The sequence below is a fragment of the Bradyrhizobium sp. 521_C7_N1_3 genome, from assembly GCF_052075975.1.
GTDB classification, from domain to species: domain Bacteria; phylum Pseudomonadota; class Alphaproteobacteria; order Rhizobiales; family Xanthobacteraceae; genus Bradyrhizobium; species Bradyrhizobium japonicum.
Genome location: NZ_CP197232.1, coordinates 4,019,576 through 4,041,770, shown reverse-complemented (window position 1 = coordinate 4,041,770; position 22,195 = coordinate 4,019,576). Strand labels below are relative to the sequence as shown.

Genomic DNA, 22,195 nt, shown 5'->3' with positions numbered 1-22,195 from the left:
GGTTCACTTGATGTAGCCGGCGCGCTTCATCTCGCGCTCGGTGGCGGACTGCGCCGCCGCCAGCGCGGCATCGACCGTCATCGATCCCGCGAGCGCGGCGGAGAATTGCTGGCCCACCTGGGTGCCGATGCCCTGGAATTCGGGGATCGCCGCGTATTGTACGCCGACGTAAGGCACCGGCTTCACGGTGGGCTTGTTCGGGTCGGCAGCATCGATCGAGGCCAGCGTCAGCTTCGCGAACGGCGCGACTTTCAGATAGTCCTCGTTCTGGTAGAGCGAGGTCCGCGTGCCCGGCGGCACGTTGGCCCAGCCCTCCTTCGACGCCACGAGCTTGGTGTAGTCCTTGCTGGTGGCCCAGGCGATGAACTTTTCGGCGGCTTCCGTCTTCTTGGAGCCGGCGGGGATCGCGAGGCTCCAGGCCCACAGCCAGTTGGCATTCTTGCCGAGGCCGGTGTTGGGCGCCAGCGCGAAGCCGACCTTGTCGGCGACCTTGGACTCCTTCGGATTGGTGACGAAGGACGCCGCCACTGTCGCGTCGATCCACATACCGCACTTGCCGGCGTTGAACAGCGCCAGATTCTCGTTGAAGCCGTTCGAGCTCGCGCCGGGAGGGCCGGCCTCCTTCATCAGATTGACATAGGTCGTGAGCGTCGTCTTCCATTCCGGCGTGTTGAACTGCGGCTCCCACTTCTCGTCGAACCAGCGCGCGCCGTAGGAATTGGCCATGGCCGACAGGAACGCCATGTTCTCGCCCCACCCAGCCTTGCCGCGAAGACAGATGCCGTAGGTGCCGGCGCTCTTGTCCGTGAGCTTCTTGGCGGCATCGATGATGAAATCCCAGGTCGGCTTTTCCGGCATCTTCAGGCCGGCCTTCTCGAACAGGTCGGTGCGATACATCACCATCGAGCTCTCGCCGTAGAACGGCGCAGCGTAGAGCTTGCCGTCGACGGAGACCGCGTCCTTGATCTTCGGCAGCAGGTCGGCGACGTCGTAATCGGCGCCGAGATTGGCGAGCGGCACCAGCCAGCCCTTCTTGGCCCAGATCGGCACCTCATAGGTGCCGATGGTCAAGACGTCGAACTGGCCGCCCTTGGTGGCGATGTCCGTGGTGACGCGCTGGCGCAGCACGTTCTCCTCCAGCGTCACCCATTTGACGGTGATGTCTGGATTTTTCTTGGTGAATTCGCTGGTCAGCCCCTGCATGCGGATCATGTCGCCGTTGTTGACGGTGGCGATGGTCAGGGTCGTTTCGGCCATCACAGGGACGGCCAGCAACAGGCAAGACGCGCCGCAGACGGCGCCGAGGACGTGTTTCACGGTGACCTCCCTAGGATCGCGCTTCTGAGCATATGCCCACGCGTTGGGCGTATGTTCGGACGAGGTGCAGCGCTTGTCAAGCAGGCGCGCGGGCGTTCCCGCAACTTATGAGTGCTGCGGTGCGGGAGGGATGGGAGGTGCTGCCTCACCCACGCTGTCATGCCCCGCGAAGGCGGGGCATCCAGTACGCCGTGTCGTGAGTGGCTTGCCTCAAGTGGGGCCGCGGCGTACTGGATCGTCCGCCCCAGTGCGCAATTGCGCACAAGGCGGACGATGACAGCGTTTGGTGGGGAAACACCGCCTGCCTCGCAGGCACGAAGAGCGACCGCCCGCCCTACCGCTCCAGAATCGCCCTTGCCGTCGCCTCGTCCGTGATCAGGCCGTTGATCAGGTGCCCGTTCAGTGCGGCCGCGATCGCCGGCACCTTGGCCGCGCCGACCGCGGCGCCGATCGTCGTGGTCTTGGCCGGCACCTCCGGCGGAATGCTGGTGAGGCGCTTGTTGGTGCCGGCCTTGAGCAGGCGGCCCTTGGAATCATAGGCCCAGCCGGTGATTTCGCCGATCGCCCCCTGCCGCATCATCTCGAACAATTCGTCGCGGGTGACGAAGCCGTCGATGTGGATTTGCGCCTTCTGGTCCATCTGACCGATGCCGACGAGGCGCAAGTCAGCCTTGGCCGCGACCGCCTTGACCTTCGCGATCGGCTCGATCCGCACCATCTTGTTGCGCTCGTCTTCCGACGACATCAGGAACGGCAGCGGCATCGGGTAGTGCCGCGCACCGGTGCGGTCGGCGAGCCGGCCGACAGTGTCGTAGAAGCTCGCCGAACCGTCGGCGGAGATGTTGCCGACCAGCGAGACGATCTGGTGGTTGGGCCGGTCGATCGGCGTCACGCGCTCGACCGCGGCGCGCACCGCCCGCCCCGTGCCGAGCGCGACGATGACGGGCGTTTCCGAACGCAACGTCGAATCTAGCAGATTGGCGCAGCGTTCGGCGATGCCCGCCGTGGCCTGCGGCGCGGCAGGATCGGCCGGCACCACCTCGCAATGGCTGAGCTCGAAGCGCGCCTTCAGGCGTGCCGCCAGTTCCATGCAGGCGGCGATGGGATGCTCGAGACGGAAGGTGATGAGACGCTCGGCGAGGCACAGCGAGACCAGCCGCTGCGCGGAGGCCCGCGAGACCTGGAGCATCTTTGCGATCTCGTCCTGGGTGTGACCGGCAATGAAATAGAGCCAGCCGGCACGTGCAGCATCGTCGAGCCTGGACTTTTCGTTCTCGACGGCCATGGCGGCCTATGCCTCCCAGAAATCGCTCATGTGCGCGAAGACCCGATCGGCCCCGGCGCCGGACAATATAGCCTGGCCGTCGCGCCCACGATAATGGCTGCCGCCGACAAATCCCCAGACGGTCATGCCGGCAGCCTTCGCGGCCAGCACGCCACTGACGCTGTCCTCGATCACCAGCGTGCGCGCAGGGAGCGCGCCCATTTTCTCCGCCGCGAGGAGAAAGAGATCCGGCGCGGGCTTGCCGTGCGTGACCATCTGCGCCGTGTAGATCCGGTCGCCGAAATGGGGCGCGAGACCGGTCACCCTCAGCGACAGCGCAACGCGGTCGAGATCACTCGACGAGGCCACGCAATTCGGCACGCGCAGGCCGGACAGGACGGTATCGGCATCGGGAATCGGATGGAGCGCCTTCTCGAAGGCGGTCAGGACGCGCGACTTCAGCCGGACCGGAAAATCGGCCGGCATCGCCTGGCCGAGTCCGCGATAATGCTGCGTGACCGCGCTCGTGCTTCGTCCGAGAAACAGCTCGAGCGCCTGCGCAAGTGTCAGCGATATCCCAAATCCGGACAGCTCGTCCACAAGGCACTGGCAGCTCAAGAGCTCGCTGTCGACGAGCACTCCGTCGCAGTCGAAAATGACGAGATCGGGCCTTTGCCGGCTTCGGTCCATCCGGCCATTCGATCATATACCCATGCTTTGAGCAATAGTTCACCCGGTGGAGGACATGTGCGGGTTCTCCGGGGTCAATGGGCGACCTGTCGATAGATCGCCGGCAACGCCGCAGGCAAGCGGCGGATATTGCCGACGATGGCGTAGCCGCTGCGGCCGAACAGCGTCGGGACGTAGGATTGCGCCGTCGCATCGACCGTCACGCCGAAGACCGCGATGCCGAGCCGCCGCGCCTCCTGCACGGATTTGCGGGTGTCCTCGACCGCAAAGCGTCCCTCATAATGATCGACGTCGTTCGGCTTGCCGTCGGTGAGCACGAGCAGCAGCTTCTTGCGCTGCGGCTGGCGCGCCAGCTCGGCCGAGGCGTGACGTACCGCCGCACCGATCCGTGTGTAGTAGCCCGGCTTCAGCGCGCCGATCCGGCGCTCGATCGCCCCACTCATCGGCTCGCCGAAGGCCTTGACCGTTTCGAGCCGCACCCAGGAACGCCGGCGCGAGGTGAAGGTGAGGATGCTGTGGTGATCGCCGCAGGCCGACAGGCCGTGCGCGAGCACCAACAGTGCCTCCTTCTCGACATCGAGCACCCGATAACCGTCGACCCAGGCGTCCGTCGAGAGCGAGACGTCCACGAGCAGCGTGACGGCAAGATCGTCCCCTCGCGGTCGCAGTGCGACATGGACGCGGTCGAGACCGCCTCCGCCGCTTCCAGCGCGGAGATCGCACCGCGCACGCACGAGCGCGTCGAGGTCGAGGTCGTGCCCATCGGCTTGGGCGCGCATCAATTCATGACGCGGCCGCAACACCTCGAAGCGGCGGCGCACCTGGCGGATGTGCCGACGCATGGCGTCATCAGGCCTCCAACCCTCACCCAGCTCGGAGGCCGCACCCGCGAGCACGCGGCAATGATCGGGCAGATAGGAGCCGCTGCGATAATCCCATTCGGGATAGGTCAGGTCCGCGTGCAATCGCGAGGCATCGAGGGCTTCCGGCGGCAGGTCGAGATCGAATTTGAGCCGGCTCGCCGGCTTGCCGCTGCGGCGGCTGAGCGCGATCTCCTCGAGGTCGTCGGCTGCCTTCTCCGCATCCTCGTCCTCACTGTCGTCAGCCGGGCGGTCGACATTGATCATCTCGGCCATCGCGAGGATCTTTTCAAAGCGATTGAGCACGAAGGGATCGCGGCGATTGGCACCGTCTTCGCGCTCACGGACGGCGAAACGGTTGCGACCGTCTGATGGCGCCGGCGCTGAAGCCGGCGCATTCTCGTCGTCACCCGCATGTGCCGGTGAAAGCTCGCGTGTCCAGCAATCGCCCCAGAGCGGGCACGGCAGGATCGAATGATAGCCCGGCGGCGCCCTGTCCGGCAGCGGCCCCGTCCCCATCATCGCCGGCCACAGTTTTCCCACCGGCGGCGTATCGGCGCCGAGCAGAACAAGCACGATCTGCTCCATGTCCTGCTCGATACGCGGCAATGGCCGGTGTGGCCGCGCCATGGCCGTGGCCGCGGCCAGCCGGGCGTAGTCCTCGGCAAGGCCGGGACATTCCGTCAGCACAAGCACCGCGACTTCGCTGGCCTGCCGCAGCGTCAGCAGATCGCGCCGCAGCGGATCGGCCTCGGCGATCGCGTCGACCGGCGCAAAGGCGAACCACGCGGCCAGCCACCGGTACAGTGCAGCATTCAGCCCGCGATCGGCGAAGATCGCGATGTTGTCGGGCAGGAAGATCGTCGCGGCATCGCGTCCGGGTTGCGCGAGCCGCTCGTCACCGAGCCCGATGCGCTGCCGCCATCCAAGCCGATGCCCAGTCCGGCGGGCACTCGCGCTCGCGATCTGCACACCCGTCTCCCCGCCAAGCGCGCGGAACATGATCGCGATCCGGCTGCGCACCTCCGCGAGCGACACCGCGTGTTCGGCATAGGCCGGATAGCTCGCGGTGCCGCCGACCAGGCGATGCCAGGCGCGACCGACGGCTTCTTCAAGCTCGAGGAAATCGAGCATCGCATCACCCTCAGGAGATCACGGCGCGTGCGACGTCGAGCAGCGCCGCCTTTACGTCCGTGTCATCGGTGAGCGGTTCGATCATGCCGGCCAGCACCGCATCCGTAATTGAGGCTCCGGCCGCAATCAGGGTGGCGCAATAGACGACGAGACGGGTCGAAACGCCCTCCTCCAGGTCGTGCCCCTTCAGCGCGCGTAGCCGGCCGGCCAGCAGGACCAGCGGCCGCACATAGTCGGGCGCGAGCCCGCTCTCGGCCGCCACCACCGCAATCTCCTGCTCGGGCGGCAGGAAGCCGAACTCGATCGCGACAAAGCGCTGCCGCGTCGACGGCTTCAGCGCCTTGAGCAGGGTCTGGTAACCGGGATTGTAGGAGACCACGAGCATGAATCTCTCCGGCGCGACCAGCTCCTCGCCGGTCCGTTCCAGCGGCAGGATGCGGCGGTCGTCGGTGAGCGGATGCAGCACCACCGTGACGTCCTTGCGCGCCTCCACGACTTCGTCGAGGTAGCAGATTCCGCCCTCGCGCACTGCGCGCGTCAGCGGACCGTCGGTCCACACGGTGTCGCCGCCCCTCAGCAGGTAGCGGCCGGTGAGATCGGCGGCTGTGAGATCGTCGTGGCAGGCGACGGTGTGAAGCGGCAATCCCAGCCGCGCCGCCATATGGGCGACGAAGCGCGTCTTGCCGCAGCCCGTCGGTCCCTTGAGCAGGACCGGGAGCTGATGCCGCCAGGCGTGCTCGAACAGCGCGCATTCGTTGCCGCTCGGAACGTAAGCCGGGAGCACGAGCGCGGGTGCCGACAAGGCGTGAAGAGCTGCTGTCATGGTTCTTCTCCGGAAATCATTCTGGAACGGCGGCCGCGACTTGCACGGCCGCCTTGGGTCTATTCGGCCGGTTGCAGGGCTCCTGGGATAGTCGCCTGCTTCTCGCGGCCGGGCACCAGCACCGCCCAGACGAACATCAATGCCGAGATCGCGACGAACACGCCGGAGCCGAGCCGCACCCAGTAGAAGAAGGCAAGCTGGTCCTGCACGTCCATGTAACTCTGGCCAAGCACGCGCTGGAGATGGACCTGAATCACGCCGGCAAAGGTCAACGCGAAAGTCATGGTCATCATCGCCGTGCACATGATCCAGAAGCTGGTCATGCTGAGCCACTGGTTATAGGGTGCACGTCCCTTGATCTGCGGGATCGCATAAGCCATCACCGACAGGTTCAGCATCACATAGGCGCCGAAGAAGGCGAGATGGCCATGTGCGGCGGTGACCTGCGTGCCGTGGGTGTAATAGTTCACCGACGATAGCGTGTGCAGGAAGCCCCAGACGCCGGCGCCGAGGAACGCCATCACCGAGCAGCCGACCGACCACAAGAGCGCGGCGCGGTTCGGATGCTTGCGGCCGGCCTTCCAGGTCATCTGCACCGTGAAGATCACCATGGTGAAGAAGGGCGCGACCTCAAGCGTGGAGAACAGCGAGCCGATCCACTGCCAGTAGCCTGGCGCGCCGATCCAGTAGAAATGGTGGCCGGTGCCGAGAATGCCCGAGAACAGCGCAAGGCCGATGATGACGTAGAGCCACTTCTCGACCACCTCGCGGTCGATGCCGTTGAGCTTGATCATGAGATAGGCCAGCACGGAGGCCATGATCAACTCCCAGACGCCCTCGACCCAGAGATGCACGACATACCACCAGTACATCTTGTCGACCGCGAGATTGGCCGGATTGTAGAAGGCGAACAGGAAGAAGATGGCGACACCCCACAGGCCGAACAACAGGATGTTGGTGACCGTGGTCTTGCGGCCCTTCAGCGCCGTCATCGTCACGTTGAACAGGAACATCAGGCAGACCACGACGATCCCGACCTTGATGATGAAGGGCTGCTCGAGAAACTCGCGGCCCTCATGGTAGTGGAAGAGATAGCCGACCACAGCCACACCTGCCGCGCCGAAGAACATCCAGAACTGGATCTTTGCGAGCAGCGGGCTGTACAGCTCGGTCTCGGTTTCCTCCGGTAGCAGGAAGTAGGTCGCGCCCATGAAGCCGATCAGCGACCACACGATCAACGCGTTGGTGTGAATCATCCTGACGATGTTGAACGGCAGCAGCACCGACAGCGTGTTGGGCAGGACGTAGATGGTTCCGGCAAGCAGGCCGAACAGGACCTGCGCCAGGAACAGCGTCAACGCGCCGTAAAAGTACAGCATCGCGACTTTCTGGGTCTGATATTTCATCTCGGGTTCTCTCTGTCTTGAAGCGGATGCGGCGTGCTCAGCCGGCCTTGTTCGGCGGCCATTCCTGGCGCTTGATCTTGCTGGTCCATTGCAGGAAGTCGGCGAGATCGTTGAGTTCCTGGTCGGTGAGGTTGAATTGCGGCATCTGGCGCCGGCCCTCCGCGCCCGAGGGCTGCGATTGCATCCAGGCCTTCAACGTCTCGCGCGCACCGGCCGGATCCTCGTTGCCGCCCCAGCGATCCCAGACATTGCCGACTTCGGGGGCGAAATAGGCGCCCTCGCCCAGCAAGGTGTGGCAGTTGATGCAGGAGTTCTTCTCCCAGACATGCTTGCCGCGCGCGACCGACGATGTCAGCGTCGTCGCGTCCGTCGAGGTCGTCGCCATATAGTAGTGGCTGTGCGCCGTCAGCCCGATGAAGATGGCGAAGAAGAAGGCCGAGCCGCCGTAGAAGACGTTTCGAGCCGCCGACTTGGTCAGGCGTTCAGCCATTGCCAGTCCTTTCCGTTGTGAGTCCAGTCGTGAGGAAGCAGTGATGCTGTATCTTGCCGATTGGTGCCGACGGGTCTTTGTCCGGGCGCAATCAACGCTGCGTTGGCGGCATCAGATCAATGCGATGACGGCGGAGGCGAGCCAGGCAACCAGCACCACGATGAGGATCCATGCGCTCACCAGACCGCGCCAGAGCGCCGGCGCCGCGCGGAGATCCATGAAATCAAGCGCAATGCGGCGGCCCTTGATGGCGGCGAAGATCAGCAACAAAGCGTCGCCGAGCAGCGGTCGCGGCACCAGCTGTGGCACCAGGATGGTCGCCAGCGCGAGGCCGATCAGCGCGATCCAGGCGATGTCGAGGCGATCGGGCATCATCACCGCAGCAGATACAGAATCGGGAACATCACGATCCAGACCAGATCGACCATGTGCCAGAAGGCGGCCCCGGTCTCGACGCCCGATATGTCGGCGCGGCGGCAGACCACGGCGAGAATCACGATGCCGAGGCAGACGTGCAGGAGATGGAAGCCGGTCAGGAGGAAGTAGAGCGTGAAGAACGGGCTGGTCTCGAGGCCGATCCCGCGACCGATCTCTTCGGCATATTCGGTCAGCTTGATCGCGATGAAGAGGCCGCCGAGCGCCATGACGGTGAGGAGCCATCGGCGCGAGGCTTGCTTCTCGCTGGTCCGCGCGGCCTTCGTAGCCCGGGCCGCAGCCCAGCCGCTGGTCACCAGCACGATTGTGTTGAGACCAGCGAGATTCGAATCGAGCACCGCCTGCCCCGCCGCGAACGCTGCGGGGTGAATCGCGCGCGCGACCGTGAAGGCACCGAGAAACAGGCCGAAGGCGACGAGCTCGCTGAAGATCAGCACCCAGATCATGGGATCGCCGGGGAGATCTTCCAAGATTCCCCAGCCGGTTTCCTGTTGTTCGCAATCGGCCGCAGACATCGTCTTTCCGGATCAGGACATCGGCCAGACTTAGCTCAACTGTCCAGTTCGGAATTTGTCGCAGGACAAACTGGGGGCCACCGGCGGAGATGTTTGCGCCGACGCAACGTCCCGCTCGCCGGAGCGCGGTACGAACAGACTCAGGGTTCGCAACGAGCGGTGAGCAATGACATGAGCGATGCACAGATCGGGCTAATGACCGCGACCCCCATCATCATCGCCTTTGCCATCGCGCTCCGGCGCATGGGCGTGCTGTCGACGGTGGCGACGGTATCGGCGGTGAGCCTCTCCGTCGCGATCGCGACGGTGCTGTTCACGACGCAGTAGCCGGGCACTACCGATGAGGAAACGATCAGCTATCGCCGGTCGGGCGCCATTCTCGGCAGGATAAGCTGAAACCGCGTCCCCGCGCCGGGCAGGCTCTCGAGCCGGATCTGCCCACCCAGCCGGTCGACGACGATGCTGTGAACGATATGCAGACCGAGGCCGCTGGCGCCGTCGTGCCGGCGCGTCGTGAAGAATGGGTCGAACGCCCGCCGTTCCACATCGGGAGCCATGCCGCAGCCGTCATCAGCAAACAGCAGCTCAACGTGGTCATCATTGACCGCACGGAGCGAGACGTTGATCGTCCCGGTCTCACCATCGGAGAACGCGTGCGTCATCGCATTGACTGCAAGGTTGGTGAGCACTTGGCCGAAAGGCCCGGGATAGCTGTCCATGGCGAGATTCGTTTCGCAGTGGAGGCTGAACGCGATGTCGCGCACCCGCAACTGCCGCTCGAACTGCGACAGAACCTGGCCGGTCAGCTCGCCTGCATCGAAGCTGCGCCGAAGTGACTCGGTCTGGTCAGCCGCCACCTGCTTGAAGGATTGCACCCGCTCGGCGGCGCGGCCGAGATTCGTGACCAGCTGCGCCGACGCATCGCTGACCAGTTCCAGAAACCCTGTCAGGGTCGAGCGCTTGAGATTACCCCGCGCGACCTCCGCCGCGAACTGCTCCGCCTTGCGCTGGAGCGTCGATGCCACCGTCAGACTGCTGCCGAGCGGCGTGTTGATCTCGTGCGCGACACCGGCAACCATGCGCCCGAGCGCCGCAAGCTTTTCCGCCTCGATCAGGGTGTCCTGGATATCGCGCAGATGGCGAAGCGCGGTCTCAGCGGCGTCCCTGGCGCTGCGAATCTCCCGCTCGGCGCGCTTACGTTCCGTGATCTCCTCCGCCGCCACGTTGACCGCGACAATCTCTCCATCCGGCATTCGCAGCGGGTGCCAATAAGTAACCCAGGAACGCTCCTCGACCTGATCGGCTCGCTGCCCCGCCACCTCGATACCGATCACGGGCTCGCCCGTCGCGACGATCGAGCGCACAATCTGCTCGACGGAATCCGCCAGGGCCGGTACGCAGTCCCTGACCGTACGTCCAAGATGGCCTTCGATGGATATGCCGCAGATCTCGGTCAGACGCTGGTTGATCAGCAAATAGCGGCAGTCCGGCGACAGGCAGGCCAACCCGATCGGGGCGGTGTCGTAGATCAGCTGCAACGCCGGCAAAGTCGAGACCAGCATCACCTCCGAAGCCGGCGATAACCTCACTGTACTCGTCACTCAGGTTCCCCGTGGTCCCTTGCGTCGACCACATGAGATTAGCACGGAATTGGCAATCGGTTGATCTAGATCAAGAAGACGCGCCGGCGCCTCTCGTTCCGAGGCTCTGGAGTGAATCGCCTCGTTCAAAACAGAACAAAGGCGCCGATCAATAAACCTGCAGCAAAGGAGCCTAGCCCGAGGGTGCAGACGGAAACGATGCGCAAGAGGATGCGAAGCCGGCCCTCAAATTCATCGTCTGTCATCTCGTGGATATGAGCCGCCACTGGTGCTGCCCTGCCCGTGCCCTGCTCGGCACCCCCGGATCTAGCCCCCAAATCATGGTCATCGCGAGGCATCGGTTCCGGTCGCGATGCCATGATCGAAATTGACGAAAATTGTAGTCGCCTGGCGGGGCGGCGCCAGAGCCTCCCCCGCGACGTGATTTTGCGCCTACCGCCGCTGGTTATACACGTCGATGCACACAGCGCCGAGCAGCACCAGGCCCTTGATGACCTGCTGGTAGTCGATGCCGATGCCGAGGATGGACATGCCGTTGTTCATCACGCCCATGATCATGGCGCCGACGACGGCGCCGCCGACGCGCCCGACCCCGCCATAGGCCGAGGCGCCGCCGATGAAGCAGGCGGCGATGACGTCAAGCTCGAAGCCGAGGCCGGCCTTGGGCGTCGCGGTGTTGAGGCGCGCGGCAAAGACAAGGCCGGCGAGAGCCGCGAGCACGCCCATGTTGACGAAGGTGAGGAAGGTCAGCCGCTCGGTCTTGATGCCCGACAGGCTTGCCGCCTTGGCGTTGCCGCCGACGGCATAGATCTGCCGGCCGATCACGGTGCGGCGGGTGACGAAGCCGTAGAGCGCGATCAAGGCGCTCATGATCACCAGCACGTTCGGCAGGCCGCGATAGGTCGCGATCAGGTAGGTGAAGTAGAGCACGGCGCAGGCCAGCACCACGCTCTTGCCGAGGAAGAACGCGTAAGGCTCGACCTCGATGCCGTGCGACTGCTCGCGCGCGCGGCTCTTGGCGCTGGCATAGACCAGCCCCAGCGCCAGCACCGCGCCGATCAGCATCGAGGTCGGATGCAGCGTGCCCGCTTCGGGCAGGAACTCCGGAATGAAGCCCGACGACAATTTCTGGAAGGTCGGCGGAAACGGCCCGAGCGACTGCCCCTGCAACACCGCGAGCGCAAGTCCCTTGAACACGAGCATGCCGGCCAGGGTCACGATGAAAGACGGTATCTTGAAATAGGCGACCCAATAGCCCTGCGCGGCGCCGATCGCTGCGCCGACCACGAGGCAGGCGATGAAGGCGAGCGTATAGTCGACCTTGTACGTCACCATCAGCAGGGCGGCGACCGCGCCGACGAAGCCCGCGACCGAACCGACCGAGAGGTCGATATGGCCGGTGACGATCACGAGCAGCATGCCGAGCGCCATGATGACGATGTAGCTGTTCTGGAGCACCAGATTGGTCAGGTTGAGCGGCTGGAGCAGCGTGCCGCCGGTCATGACCTGGAAGAACAGCATGATCGCAATCAGCGACATCAGCATGCCGTAATTGCGCAAATTGTTCTTGATGAAACTGCCGTTCCGGCGCTCCTCGGGCAGCGAAACCGTCTTGTCGGTCATGGCTGCAATCCTCCCATCTCCGCGGCCTCAGGCACGCCGTTTCCGTTGCTTCGTTCGTTGCGCATGATGGCGCGCATGATCTTCTCCTGCGTCGCCTCTGTGCCCTTGAACTCCCCGACGAAGGCGCCGTCGTTCATGACGCAGATGCGGTCGCAGATGCCGAGCAGCTCGGGCATCTCCGAGGAGATCACCACCACGCCGCGCCCGGCCTCCGCAAGCTCGTTGATGATACAGTAAATCTCGTATTTGGCACCGACGTCGATGCCCCGGGTCGGCTCGTCCAGGATCAGGACCTTCGGATCGGTCATCAGCCATTTCGACAGCACCACCTTCTGCTGGTTGCCGCCGGAGAGCTGGCCGGTCTCCTGGTACACGTCGGAGCAGCGGATGCGCATCCGGTTGCGGTAATCGCTGGCGACTTTCAGCTCGACGATGTCGTCGATCACCCGGCCGGGTGCGACCTGGTCGAGGCTGGCGAGCGTGATGTTCTTGCGGACGTCGTCGGCGAGGATCAAGCCGAGCTGCTTGCGGTCCTCGGTGACATAGGCAAGGCCGGCGTCGATCGCGGCCGCGACGCTCGGCAGCACGATCTCCCTGCCCTCTAGCCGGATCCGGCCGCTGATAGTGGTGCCCCAGGAGCGGCCGAACAGGCTCATGGCAAACTCGGTGCGGCCGGCGCCCATCAGCCCGGCAATGCCGACGACCTCGCCGCGCTTCACGCCGAAATTGACGTTCTTGATCACCTGCCGCTCGGGATGGATGGGGTGATAGACCGACCAGTTCTCGACGGTCAGGACAGGCTCGCCGATCTTCGCGCTGCGCTCGGGAAAGCGATGGGCGAGATCGCGATTGACCATGCTGCGGATGATGCGGTCTTCCTGGATCGGCTCGCTGCGGCAGTCGATGCTGTCGACGGTGCGGCCGTCGCGCAGCACGGTGATGTGGTCGGCGACCTTGGCCACCTCGTTGAGCTTGTGCGAGATCAGGATCGAGCCGATGCCCTGCTCGCGGAAGGCCATCAGGCGTTCGAGCAGCGCGGCGCTGTCGGCCTCGTTGAGGCTCGCGGTCGGCTCGTCCAGGATCAGCATCCGCACCCGCTTGGACAGCGCCTTCGCGATCTCGACCAGCTGCTGCTTGCCGACGCCGAGATCGGTGATCAGCGTATCCGGCGATTCCTTCAGGCCGACCTGCGCCAGCAGCTCGCGGGTGCGCCGGTAGACCTCGTCGCGATCGATCACGCCGAATTTTGACGGCGGATGCGACAGGAAGATGTTCTCCGCGATCGACATCAGCGGGATCAGCGCCAGCTCCTGGTGGATGATGATGATGCCGAGCACCTCGGAATCGTTGATGTCGCGGAAGCGGCGCTCCTCCCCCTCGAAGACGATGGTGCCCTCGTAGCTGCCGGCCGGGTAGACGCCGCTGAGCACTTTCATCAGTGTGGATTTGCCGGCACCGTTCTCGCCGACAAGCGCGTGGATCTGCCCGGCCTCGACCGAGAAGTTCACGTCACGCAGAGCCTGCACGCCTGAAAAGCTCTTGCTGACGTTGCGCATCTCCAGCATGGCGGTCATGATTTCACATCCCTCGATCGCTGCTAGTTCACCTCTCCCCGCTTGCGGGGAGAGGGAGAAGAGGCTCTCCCCGCAGGCGGGGAGAGAGGAAAGAAAGACGCTTACTGGAACTGCGACTTCTTGTAGTAGCCGCTGTCGACCAGAGTCTTCTCCCAATTGTCCTTGTAGACCACGACCGGCTTCAAGAGATAGGACGGCACCGTCTTGGCGCCGTTCTCGTAGGTCTTGGTGTCGTTGACGGTGACCTGCTTGCCGGCGAGTGCGGCGTCGACCATGTCGGCCGTCACCTTGGCGAGATCGCGGGTGTCCTTGAAGATGGTCGAGTACTGATCACCGCGCAGCATCGCCTTGATCGAGGGCACCTCGGCATCCTGGCCGCTGATGATCGGCATCGGCTGGCCGGCGCTGCCATAGCCCACGCCCTTCAGCGACGAGATGATGCCGATCGACAGGCCGTCATACGGCGACAGCACCGCGTTGACCTTCTTGTTCCCGTAGTAGGCGCTGAGCAGGTTGTCCATGCGCGCCTGCGCGGTGGCGCCGTCCCAGCGCAAGGTCGCGACCTTGTCCATGCCCATCTGGCCGGAGACGACGACGAGCTTGCCGCTGTCGATGTACGGCTTCAGCACGCTCATCGCGCCGTTGTAGAAGAAGTAGGCGTTGTTGTCGTCGGGCGAGCCGCCGAACAGCTCGATGTTGAACGGGCCCTTGCCGTCCTTGAGGCCGAGCCCCTGGACAAGCGACTCCGCCTGGAGCACGCCGACCTGGAAATTGTCGAAGGTCGCGTAATAGTCGACGTTCGGCGTGCCGCGGATCAGCCGGTCATAGGCGATCACGGTGATGCCTTTTGCTTTCGCCTGCTTTAGCACGTCGGACAGCGTGGTGCCGTCGATCGCGGCGATCACCAGCGCTTTCGCACCCTTGGTCACCATGTTCTCGACCTGCGAGAGCTGGTTCGGGATGTCGTCCTCGGCATATTGCAGGTCGGTGTTGTAGCCGCGCTCCTTCAGCACCTTGACCATGTTGTTGCCGTCGTCGATCCAGCGCGCCGACGATTTGGTCGGCATGGCAATGCCAACCGTTGCCTTGTCCTGGGCGGAGGCGGTGATGCCCGAGGCCATCGTCGCTGCGCCGGCAAGCGCCAGCGCGAGGAATGTCGTCTTCAGTTTCAGCATGTTTTACTCCCTTGGGTGTCAGACTGTTTCTTCGTTTCGTCGAGAACGTTGGTCGTGTGCGGCTTCGAGCCTCCTATGCGAGCATGACGTCAGGCTCCGCGCGGCCACGCGCAGATGCCTGTAACAGGAAAGTGCAGCCGGCCTGCAGATCGGCGGCGCGCGCCGCCGCGTCCATATCCTGCCAGGCCGACGTGACGAGGAGGCGCGACAGATCAGGGCCGACGAAGGCCGGGCAGCTCGACTGCTTTGCCGGCACGCGCAGCGAGCGCATGCGCTCGCCTTGCGGAGAGTAGACATCGATCCGGCCCGCACCCCAGCAGGCGTTCCAGATCTGCCCGTCGGCGTCGCACACCGAGCCGTCGAGGCCCCCGATGCCGGTGTGGCGCAGCAGAACGTCCGGCTCGCCTCGCGGCAAGCCGGTCGCCGGGTCAAGCGGAACGGCGTAGAGCACGGCGCGCGCGGTGTCGGCGAAGTAGCCGGTCGCGCCGTCCGGTGAAAAGCAGATCGAATTGGGAATGGTGATGCGGGGGAACAGCATCGAGATCTTGCCGCGATGAAACGCGTAGATCGCGCCCGCTCCTGCCTCCGCATTGCGGCCCATGGTGCCGATCCAGAACGTGCCGGACTGATGCACACGGGCATCGTTGGAGCGCGTCGCGGGATTGTCGGCTTCAAGCTGACAGACCAGCGTCAACGCGCCGTCGGCGAGCTTGCGGATGTAGAGGCCGTCTTCGGCGACGATCAACTGGCGCTCGGCGTCGATGCGCCCGAGACCGCTCGCCATCCGGCCGAGCGCGTGGACGCGAATGCTGCCGCTGCCGAGATGCGCCTCGAACAGCCGCCCCTCGCGGATATCGAACCACCACGCCGTGTCGGTGCTCAAATCATAGGTCGGCCCCTCGCCGAGATGGCATGGATCGTCCGAGAGAACCGAGGTCGGCACCTCTTCCATCATGGCGTCCTCACTCCAAAGCGATAGACCGTGTGATGGCGGTAGACCTCGCCGGGATTGAGGCGCGGGCTCGGAAAATCCGGCCGGTTCGGCGCATCCGGCCAGATGTGCGGCTCGAGACACATGGCATCCGACCGCCGGATGAGCTTGCCGCCCTTGCCCGAGATCGTGCCGTCAAGATAGTTGCCGGAATAGACCTGAAGGCCGGGCTGATTGGTCAGGAGCTCCATGATGCGCCCCGAACGCGGCGCCTCCAGCCGGGCTGCGAAAGCAAGCTTGCCATCACGCCCGAGACAGTAGGTATGGTCGTAGCCCCTGCCGTTCCGCAATTGCTGATCGGTCTCGCGGATGCGCGCGCCGACGGCCTGGCCGTCGCGGAAGTCGAACGGCGTTCCGGCCATCGCGCGCGGGGGCTCAGGCAACGGAATGGCGGTGGGATCGATGGCGAGGAAATGCCCGGCCGCGACCGTCAGCTTGTGGTCGAGAATGGGCGTGCCTGAGGTCGCGCCTTCCAGATTGAAGAAGCTGTGATTGGTCAGGTTGACGATGGTCGGCCGGTCGGTTCGCGCCTCCATCGTCAACGACAGCTCGGCCGGGCCGGTGACGCGATAGGTCAGGCGGACGTCGAGCCGGCCGGGATAATTTTCTTCGCCATGTGGACTCGAATAGGTGAGCGTCACGCCCGGCTCCGCACCGTCGTCGATCCCGGCGATCTCCCAGAGCTTGCGATCGAACCCGTCGAGGCCGCCATGCAGCGCATTCGGACCGTTGTTGACCGGAAGCTGCACCGTTTCGCCGTCCAGCGAAAATCGTCCGCTGGCAATGCGGTTGGCGTAGCGGCCGACGGTGGCGCCGAAGAACTTTCGTTCGGCGAGATAACCGGCGAACGCGTCATGGCCGAGCACGACGTCGTCGTAACCGCCTTTGGCGTCCGGCGCGATGAGCGCCTGGATCACTGCGCCATGGGTGATGATGCGGGCTTCGAACCCGCCCTCCCCGCGCAGCACGATACGCTCGACGTTGCGGCCGTCCGGCAGCGTTCCGAAGATGTCTTTTGTTACTCTTGAGCCAGCCATGTTCAGTCCACAAACGGTTCGACGATGTTGCGCCTGCCGAGCAGGAAGGCATCGGCAACGAGACGCAGCGGCGCCAGGTCGACGTCGCTCGCGCCGGTCGCGGTGAGCTTGACGAAACGCCCGTACAGCTCGCGATATTCCTGATCGGGCGCCTCGGCAACGGTCTCTCCGTCGATCGCCATGTGCCGGCCGCCGCCCGACAACGTCATTCGGCCCTGGTCCGTTTCGACGAGGATATCCCAACTCTGCGGTCCGGTCTGGCGGAAATCGAACTCGGCAGTCACAGGCAGACCGCCAATGTCGGTCAGCGTCAGGTTCGCGGCGATCGGGGCCTGGCAATTGGCTGGAAAGGCCAGCTCGGCCGCGGTGACGAACACCGGCCGGGGCAGAATACGGGTCAGAATCGAGAGCGCGTTGATGCCGGGATCGAACACGCCGAGCCCGCCCGGCTCCCAGATCCAGCCCTGTCCGGGATGCCAGACGCGAACGTCTTCCTTCCAGTTGATGTGCACGGACTTGATCCGCCGCGTGAGAAGCCACGCGCGCGCCGGCTCGACCGCGGGCGCATAGCGCGAATGCCAGGTCGCAAACAGCGTTCGCTTGGCCTCCTCTGCCATCGCGATCAGCGGGTCGAGCTCGGCGACGCCGGTGCCAGGCGGCTTCTCCAGCATCACGTGCTTGCCGGCAGCGAGCGCCGCGGCGGCCTGGGCACGCCGTACCTGCGGCGGCGTGCAGAGCGAGACGGCATCGATCGGCGGTCCCTTTTCCAGCAATTCCTCGATGGTCGCAAAATGCGGCACGCCCGGCAGCGATGCGTTGCGGCTCGCGACGGCCGCGAGCGTCGCGCCCACCGTCGCGGCAATCGCACCGACATGCTGGTCGCGCGCGATCTTGCCGAAGCCGACGATGGCAATGCGAAGTTCGGTCACGTTTTTCCTCCAGTATCCGCGGACGGCAGCGCCTCGGCCTCGTGGCGGCGCATACCGTTGTGAATGACATAAACCATCGCTTCCGAGGCGGTCTGGGCGTCGCCGGCGGCGATGCCATCGACGATCTTCTGGTGCCAGAGCAGCACGGTGTCCCGGTCCTCCGGCTCGACCGGTGCGCTGAGCAGGAAGGAGGCGCGCAAGGCGGCCTCGATGACGTGGCCGATCGAGCGCATGAACAGATTGCCCGAAGCGCGCGCCACCGCAACATGGAGCGCGAGGTCGGCGTCGGCAAAGCCGACGGAATCGGAAGCCTCAAACCGCATGCGGTCCATGCAACGACGGAGCTCGGCGAGGTCGTCCTCGGACCGCTGCGCCGCAGCCAGCATGGCCGCGCGCGGCTCGACCGCGAGGCGAATCTCGGCGAGGTCGTTGAGGAAGCGCTTGTCGATGCCGGCGTCCAGATGCCAGGCCAGCACGTCGGCGTCGAACATGTTCCAGGCGGCGCGCTCGCGTACGACGGTGCCGACGCGGGCCTTGGTGGTGAGCAGCCCCTTGGCGACCAGGGTCTTCACGCTCTCGCGCAGCACCGGCCGCGACACGCCGAACATTGCAATCATCTCGGCATCACCAGGCAGGCGCGTTCCCTCGGCGTAGCGGCCGGCGATGATGTCGACGCCGATCGAGCGGGCCACTTCCGCATGGTTGGAGTGAGCCCGGCGCGTCGGGATGACGACGATGCGCGACGTCATGTGGCTGCTCCTGCGCGCTTCGCCGCCGGGCGCCGCGCGAGCGCGACCAGCCCCTGCTGCAAGGCGATGAAGGCGAACAGTAGCACGCCGGTTGCGATCTTGGTCCACCAGCTCGACAGCGTACCGTCGAAATTGATGTAGGTCTGGATTAGGCCCTGGATCAGCACGCCGAGGAAGGTGCCGATCACCGAGCCCTGCCCGCCCGTGAGCAGCGTGCCGCCGATCACGACGGCCGCGATGGTGTCGAGCTCGACGCCGACCGCGGAGAGCGAATAGCCGGCGCTGGTGTAGAACGAGAAGACGATGCCGGCGATGCCCGCGAGCAGGCTCGACAGCATGTAGATCTTCACCGTCATCTTGCCGACGGCAACGCCCATCAGGCTCGCGGTGGCCCGGCTGCCGCCGAGCGCATAGACATTGGCACCGAACCGGGTGAGATGCAGCAGCAAGGCGCCGCCGATCACGATCGCGAGCATGATGATCGCAATCGCCGTCAATCGCCCTCCGCCGGGCATCCGCAGCGCGAAGTCCGACACGGTGGAATAGACCGGCGCGGTGATCGGCACCGATTCCGTCGAGAGCAGGAAGCTCGCGCCGCGGGCCAGGAACATCCCCGCCAGCGTCACGATGAACGGCGGCAGATCGAAGACGTGGATCACCGCGCCCATCGCCGCTCCGAAGGCCGCCGAGAGCGCGAGGATCGCGACGAAGGCAAGCAGCGGCGGTACGCCCCAGCGCTCGATCGCAAGCGCCACGAACACCGTGGTGAAACCGATCACAGAGCCGACCGAGAGGTCGATGCCGCCGGAGATGATGACGAAGGTCATGCCGGTCGCGACGATGCCGAGAAAGGCGTTGTCGGTGAGGAGATTGCCGACCACGCGGGTCGAGGCGATATTGGGGAATTGCGCGGCGCACAGCGCGAAGCCGGCAACGAGCACGATGGCGGTGATGAGGACGGGCGGCAGGCCTCTCATGCTTTGGACCTCCGCAGCCGCGCGGCGATACCGGCAATCCCCGAAAATTTCGGCGATTGCAGCAGCAGCACCGTCATCACCACCACCGCTTTGACCAGCAAATTGAACTCCGGTGGATAGCCCGACAGCAGAATTCCGGTGTTCATGGTCTGTATGATCAACGCACCGAGCACGGCCAGCACGAGGCTGAAGCGGCCGCCGAACAGGGAGGTGCCGCCGATCACCACCGCGAGGATGGCGTCGAGCTCGAGCCAGAGGCCGGCATTGTTGGCATCCGCGCCCATGATGTCGGCCGCCGCGATCACGCCGGCGAGCGCGGCACAGATGCCGCACCAGACATAGACCGCCAGGATCATCGCACGCGTGCCAACGCCGGCAAGCTCGCTCGCCCGCGCGTTGCCGCCGGTTGCCTCGATCAGCAGTCCGAGCGCCGAGCCGCGCACCACCGCGCCGGTGAGAATCAGCATACCCAGGGCGATCGCAACCGGCACCGGCACACCGAGCACGGCGCCATTGCCAAGCCAGACCAGATCCGGCGAGGAGAAGGTCACGATACGCCCCTCGGTAATGAGCTGCGCGATGCCGCGTCCCGCCACCATCAGGATCAGCGTCGCCACGATCGGCTGCATGCCGAGCACCGCGACGAGAAATCCGTTCCACAATCCGCAGATCAGGCCGGCGCCGAGCGCGGCCGCCAGCACGACGGCCATACTGTGAGTGTCGGCAAGGCTCGCCGCGATCGCGCCCGAGATGGCCATGACCGCACCGACCGACAGATCGATGCCGCGCGTCGCGATCACCAGCACCATGCCGAGCGAGAGCAGCGCCACCGGCGTGCCGCGGTTGAGCACGTCGATCAGGCTGCCGAACAGCCGGCCGTCCTGGAGGCGCAGATCGAAGAATTGCGGCGACACGATGCGATCGACCGCCAGGATGACGATCAAGGCGAGGATCTGGGCAAGGCCGCGGCGCGGCAACATCGCTGTCATGCCCGGCCCTCATGCGCGACAGCGGCGCCATCGGCGGCGATGGCCGCGAGGATGTTGCCGACGTCGATCGCCTCGCCCGCGAGCTCCTCGACATGGGCGCGGTCGCGCAACACGACGACGCGGTCGGAATAGGTCACGATCTCATCCAGCTCGGAGGAGATCACGAGCAGCGCCAGCCCGTCGTCGCAGAGCTCGCGGATCAGGCGGATGATCTCGGCATGCGCGCCGACGTCGATCCCGCGGGTCGGCTCGTCCAGCACCAGGAGGCGCGGCGAGGTCGCGAGCCAACGTGCCAGCAGCACCTTCTGCTGATTGCCGCCGGACAGCAGCCCCACGGCGCGCTCCGGATCGGGCGGGCGAATGTCGAGCATCTTGACGTAGCGGCCTGCGATTTCGTCCTGCTCGCGGCGCGACAACGGCCGGTGCAGGCCGCGCTTGGCCTGGAGCGCGAGCACGATGTTCTCCCGCACGGTGAGCTCGGCGACAATGCCGTCGGTCTTGCGCTCTTCCGGGCAATAGCCAAAGCCGTGGCGCACGCCGTCGCGCGGCGATTGCAGCCGCACGGGCGCCCCCTCCACCCTCGCTTGCCCGCCATCGGCGCGCTCGGCGCCGAACACCAGCCGCGCCGTCTCGGTCCGGCCCGAGCCGAGCAGGCCGGCGAGACCCACGACCTCGCCATGGCGCAGCTCGAGATTGAACGGCGCGACATAGCCGGCCTTGCCGTAGTTCTCGAAACTCGCGCAGACCTCGCGCGCCCGATGCTCTCCCGCCGACGCGCGGGCACTGGTGGTCTCGGCCAGCTCGCGGCCGAGCATCATCCGGATCAGCTCGAGCCGCGGCAGCGAGGCGGTCTCGCGCTCGCCGACCAGGCGGCCGTTGCGCAACACCGTGATGCGGTCGGAAATCTCGTAGACCTGATCGAGGAAGTGGCTGACGAACACGATGCCGATGCCGCGCTTGGCGAGCTGACGCATGATGCCGAACAGGATCTCGACCTCGTGACGGTCGAGGCTCGCCGTGGGCTCGTCCAGGATCAGCACGCGCGCGGAGAGATCGACCGCGCGCGCGATCGCGGTGACGTGCTGGATGGCGACGGAATAGCTGCCGAGCGGCGCGGCGACGTCGATATCGAGGCCGAAGTCCGTGAGAAGCGCCTTGGCGCGACGCCGCATCTCGCCTTCCCGCACGATGCCGAAGCGCATCGGCTGTCGGTCGAGAAACAGGTTCTGCGCCACCGAGAGATTCGGCAGCAGGTTGACCTCCTGGTAGACGGTGGCGATACCAGCCTGAAGCGCGGCCTTGGCCGAGCGCGGCGCGGCCTCCTCGCCGCCGAGCCGGACGATGCCGGCATCGCGCGGGAATACGCCGGTGATCACCTTGATCATCGTGGATTTGCCGGCGCCGTTCTCGCCGAGCAGCGCATGAATCTCGCCGGCACGAAGCGTGAAGTCGACCTCCTGCAACGCACGCACAGCACCGAAGCTTTTGCTGATCCCGCGCACCTCCAGCAGGGAAGGAGCAGGATCGGGGCTGTTCTCCATAACGACGTCACTCCCACCGATGCCCGCTTATGCTGCGGACACCCAGCCTATTCGTTCGTGCAACGGTTTCCAAAG

At 65.3% G+C, this 22,195-nt stretch carries 21 protein-coding genes; 1 reads left to right on the top strand and 20 read right to left on the bottom strand.

Annotated features, from left to right (window positions below; translation table 11 throughout):
* Positions 1-3: 3 nt before the first annotated feature.
* The 9 genes from AB7008_RS18610 to AB7008_RS18570 form a co-directional block, all read right to left on the bottom strand.
* The gene (locus AB7008_RS18610; RefSeq protein ID WP_202557055.1) at positions 4-1,257 is read right to left on the bottom strand and encodes an ABC transporter substrate-binding protein; all 1,254 of its coding nucleotides are present in this window, start codon (positions 1,255-1,257) and stop codon (positions 4-6) included.
* 394 nt (positions 1,258-1,651) lie between these two features.
* Positions 1,652-2,602, bottom strand: a complete 951-nt coding sequence (locus AB7008_RS18605) for a sugar-binding transcriptional regulator (protein ID WP_212094959.1) — start codon at positions 2,600-2,602, stop codon at positions 1,652-1,654.
* Positions 2,603-2,608: 6 nt separating this feature from the next.
* A complete protein-coding gene (locus AB7008_RS18600) occupies positions 2,609-3,271 on the bottom strand; it encodes an HAD family hydrolase (protein WP_441259236.1) in 663 nt (220 codons plus the stop codon).
* A gap of 74 nt (positions 3,272-3,345) precedes the next feature.
* Positions 3,346-5,265 (bottom strand): nitric oxide reductase activation protein NorD, encoded by a 1,920-nt coding sequence (locus tag AB7008_RS18595; protein ID WP_441259235.1) that lies wholly within the window; start codon positions 5,263-5,265, stop codon positions 3,346-3,348.
* A gap of 10 nt (positions 5,266-5,275) precedes the next feature.
* On the bottom strand, positions 5,276-6,088 hold the full coding sequence (locus AB7008_RS18590) for a CbbQ/NirQ/NorQ/GpvN family protein (RefSeq protein WP_441259234.1): 813 nt from the start codon (positions 6,086-6,088) through the stop codon (positions 5,276-5,278).
* Positions 6,089-6,147: 59 nt separating this feature from the next.
* The gene (locus AB7008_RS18585; RefSeq protein ID WP_085399419.1) at positions 6,148-7,494 is read right to left on the bottom strand and encodes a cbb3-type cytochrome c oxidase subunit I; all 1,347 of its coding nucleotides are present in this window, start codon (positions 7,492-7,494) and stop codon (positions 6,148-6,150) included.
* A gap of 37 nt (positions 7,495-7,531) precedes the next feature.
* Positions 7,532-7,984 carry a c-type cytochrome gene (locus tag AB7008_RS18580; RefSeq protein WP_014496596.1) on the bottom strand — a complete coding sequence of 151 codons (453 nt, stop codon included), beginning with the start codon at positions 7,982-7,984 and terminating at the stop codon, positions 7,532-7,534.
* 111 nt (positions 7,985-8,095) lie between these two features.
* A complete protein-coding gene (locus AB7008_RS18575; RefSeq protein ID WP_080583973.1) occupies positions 8,096-8,356 on the bottom strand; it encodes a cytochrome C oxidase subunit IV family protein in 261 nt (86 codons plus the stop codon).
* Between the two features lie 2 nt (positions 8,357-8,358).
* Positions 8,359-8,934, bottom strand: coding sequence for a cytochrome c oxidase subunit 3 family protein (locus AB7008_RS18570; protein ID WP_441259233.1), 576 nt, complete (start codon positions 8,932-8,934; stop codon positions 8,359-8,361).
* 171 nt (positions 8,935-9,105) lie between these two features.
* On the opposite strand from AB7008_RS18570, the gene AB7008_RS18565 reads away from it, so the two are divergent.
* Entirely contained in the window at positions 9,106-9,261 is a 156-nt protein-coding gene (locus AB7008_RS18565; protein ID WP_085965373.1) for a hypothetical protein, read from the top strand.
* A 29-nt stretch (positions 9,262-9,290) separates the two neighbouring features.
* Here the strand turns inward: AB7008_RS18565 and AB7008_RS18560 are convergent, their stop codons facing one another.
* The 11 genes from AB7008_RS18560 to AB7008_RS18510 all read right to left on the bottom strand — a co-directional run bounded on the left by AB7008_RS18560 (position 9,291) and on the right by AB7008_RS18510 (position 22,120).
* Positions 9,291-10,496: a sensor histidine kinase gene (locus AB7008_RS18560; protein ID WP_028155624.1), complete on the bottom strand. Its 1,206-nt coding sequence runs from the start codon at positions 10,494-10,496 to the stop codon at positions 9,291-9,293.
* Positions 10,497-10,967: 471 nt separating this feature from the next.
* Positions 10,968-12,158 carry a multiple monosaccharide ABC transporter permease gene (gene mmsB / locus AB7008_RS18555; protein WP_014496601.1) on the bottom strand — a complete coding sequence of 397 codons (1,191 nt, stop codon included), beginning with the start codon at positions 12,156-12,158 and terminating at the stop codon, positions 10,968-10,970.
* On the bottom strand, positions 12,155-13,732 hold the full coding sequence (mmsA, locus tag AB7008_RS18550; protein WP_441259232.1) for a multiple monosaccharide ABC transporter ATP-binding protein: 1,578 nt from the start codon (positions 13,730-13,732) through the stop codon (positions 12,155-12,157). Before mmsA ends, mmsB begins: the two co-directional genes overlap by 4 nt.
* A 101-nt stretch (positions 13,733-13,833) precedes the next feature.
* The gene (chvE, locus tag AB7008_RS18545) at positions 13,834-14,907 is read right to left on the bottom strand and encodes a multiple monosaccharide ABC transporter substrate-binding protein (RefSeq protein ID WP_014496603.1); all 1,074 of its coding nucleotides are present in this window, start codon (positions 14,905-14,907) and stop codon (positions 13,834-13,836) included.
* A gap of 73 nt (positions 14,908-14,980) precedes the next feature.
* Positions 14,981-15,859 (bottom strand): SMP-30/gluconolactonase/LRE family protein, encoded by an 879-nt coding sequence (locus AB7008_RS18540; protein ID WP_441261219.1) that lies wholly within the window; start codon positions 15,857-15,859, stop codon positions 14,981-14,983.
* A complete protein-coding gene (locus AB7008_RS18535) occupies positions 15,859-16,935 on the bottom strand; it encodes an aldose epimerase family protein (protein ID WP_441259231.1) in 1,077 nt (358 codons plus the stop codon). Before AB7008_RS18535 ends, AB7008_RS18540 begins: the two co-directional genes overlap by 1 nt.
* A 2-nt stretch (positions 16,936-16,937) precedes the next feature.
* Complete coding sequence (locus tag AB7008_RS18530) at positions 16,938-17,864, bottom strand: Gfo/Idh/MocA family protein (RefSeq protein WP_441259230.1); 927 nt, start codon at positions 17,862-17,864, stop codon at positions 16,938-16,940.
* Positions 17,861-18,613 (bottom strand): FadR/GntR family transcriptional regulator, encoded by a 753-nt coding sequence (locus tag AB7008_RS18525; protein ID WP_028155618.1) that lies wholly within the window; start codon positions 18,611-18,613, stop codon positions 17,861-17,863. The genes AB7008_RS18530 and AB7008_RS18525 overlap by 4 nt, the downstream gene beginning before the upstream one ends.
* Entirely contained in the window at positions 18,610-19,590 is a 981-nt protein-coding gene (gene yjfF / locus AB7008_RS18520) for a galactofuranose ABC transporter, permease protein YjfF (protein ID WP_441259229.1), read from the bottom strand. The genes AB7008_RS18525 and yjfF overlap by 4 nt, the downstream gene beginning before the upstream one ends.
* A complete protein-coding gene (locus AB7008_RS18515; protein WP_441259228.1) occupies positions 19,587-20,579 on the bottom strand; it encodes an ABC transporter permease in 993 nt (330 codons plus the stop codon). The genes yjfF and AB7008_RS18515 overlap by 4 nt, the downstream gene beginning before the upstream one ends.
* A complete protein-coding gene (locus AB7008_RS18510; RefSeq protein ID WP_441259227.1) occupies positions 20,576-22,120 on the bottom strand; it encodes a sugar ABC transporter ATP-binding protein in 1,545 nt (514 codons plus the stop codon). The genes AB7008_RS18515 and AB7008_RS18510 overlap by 4 nt, the downstream gene beginning before the upstream one ends.
* Positions 22,121-22,195: the final 75 nt, after the last annotated feature.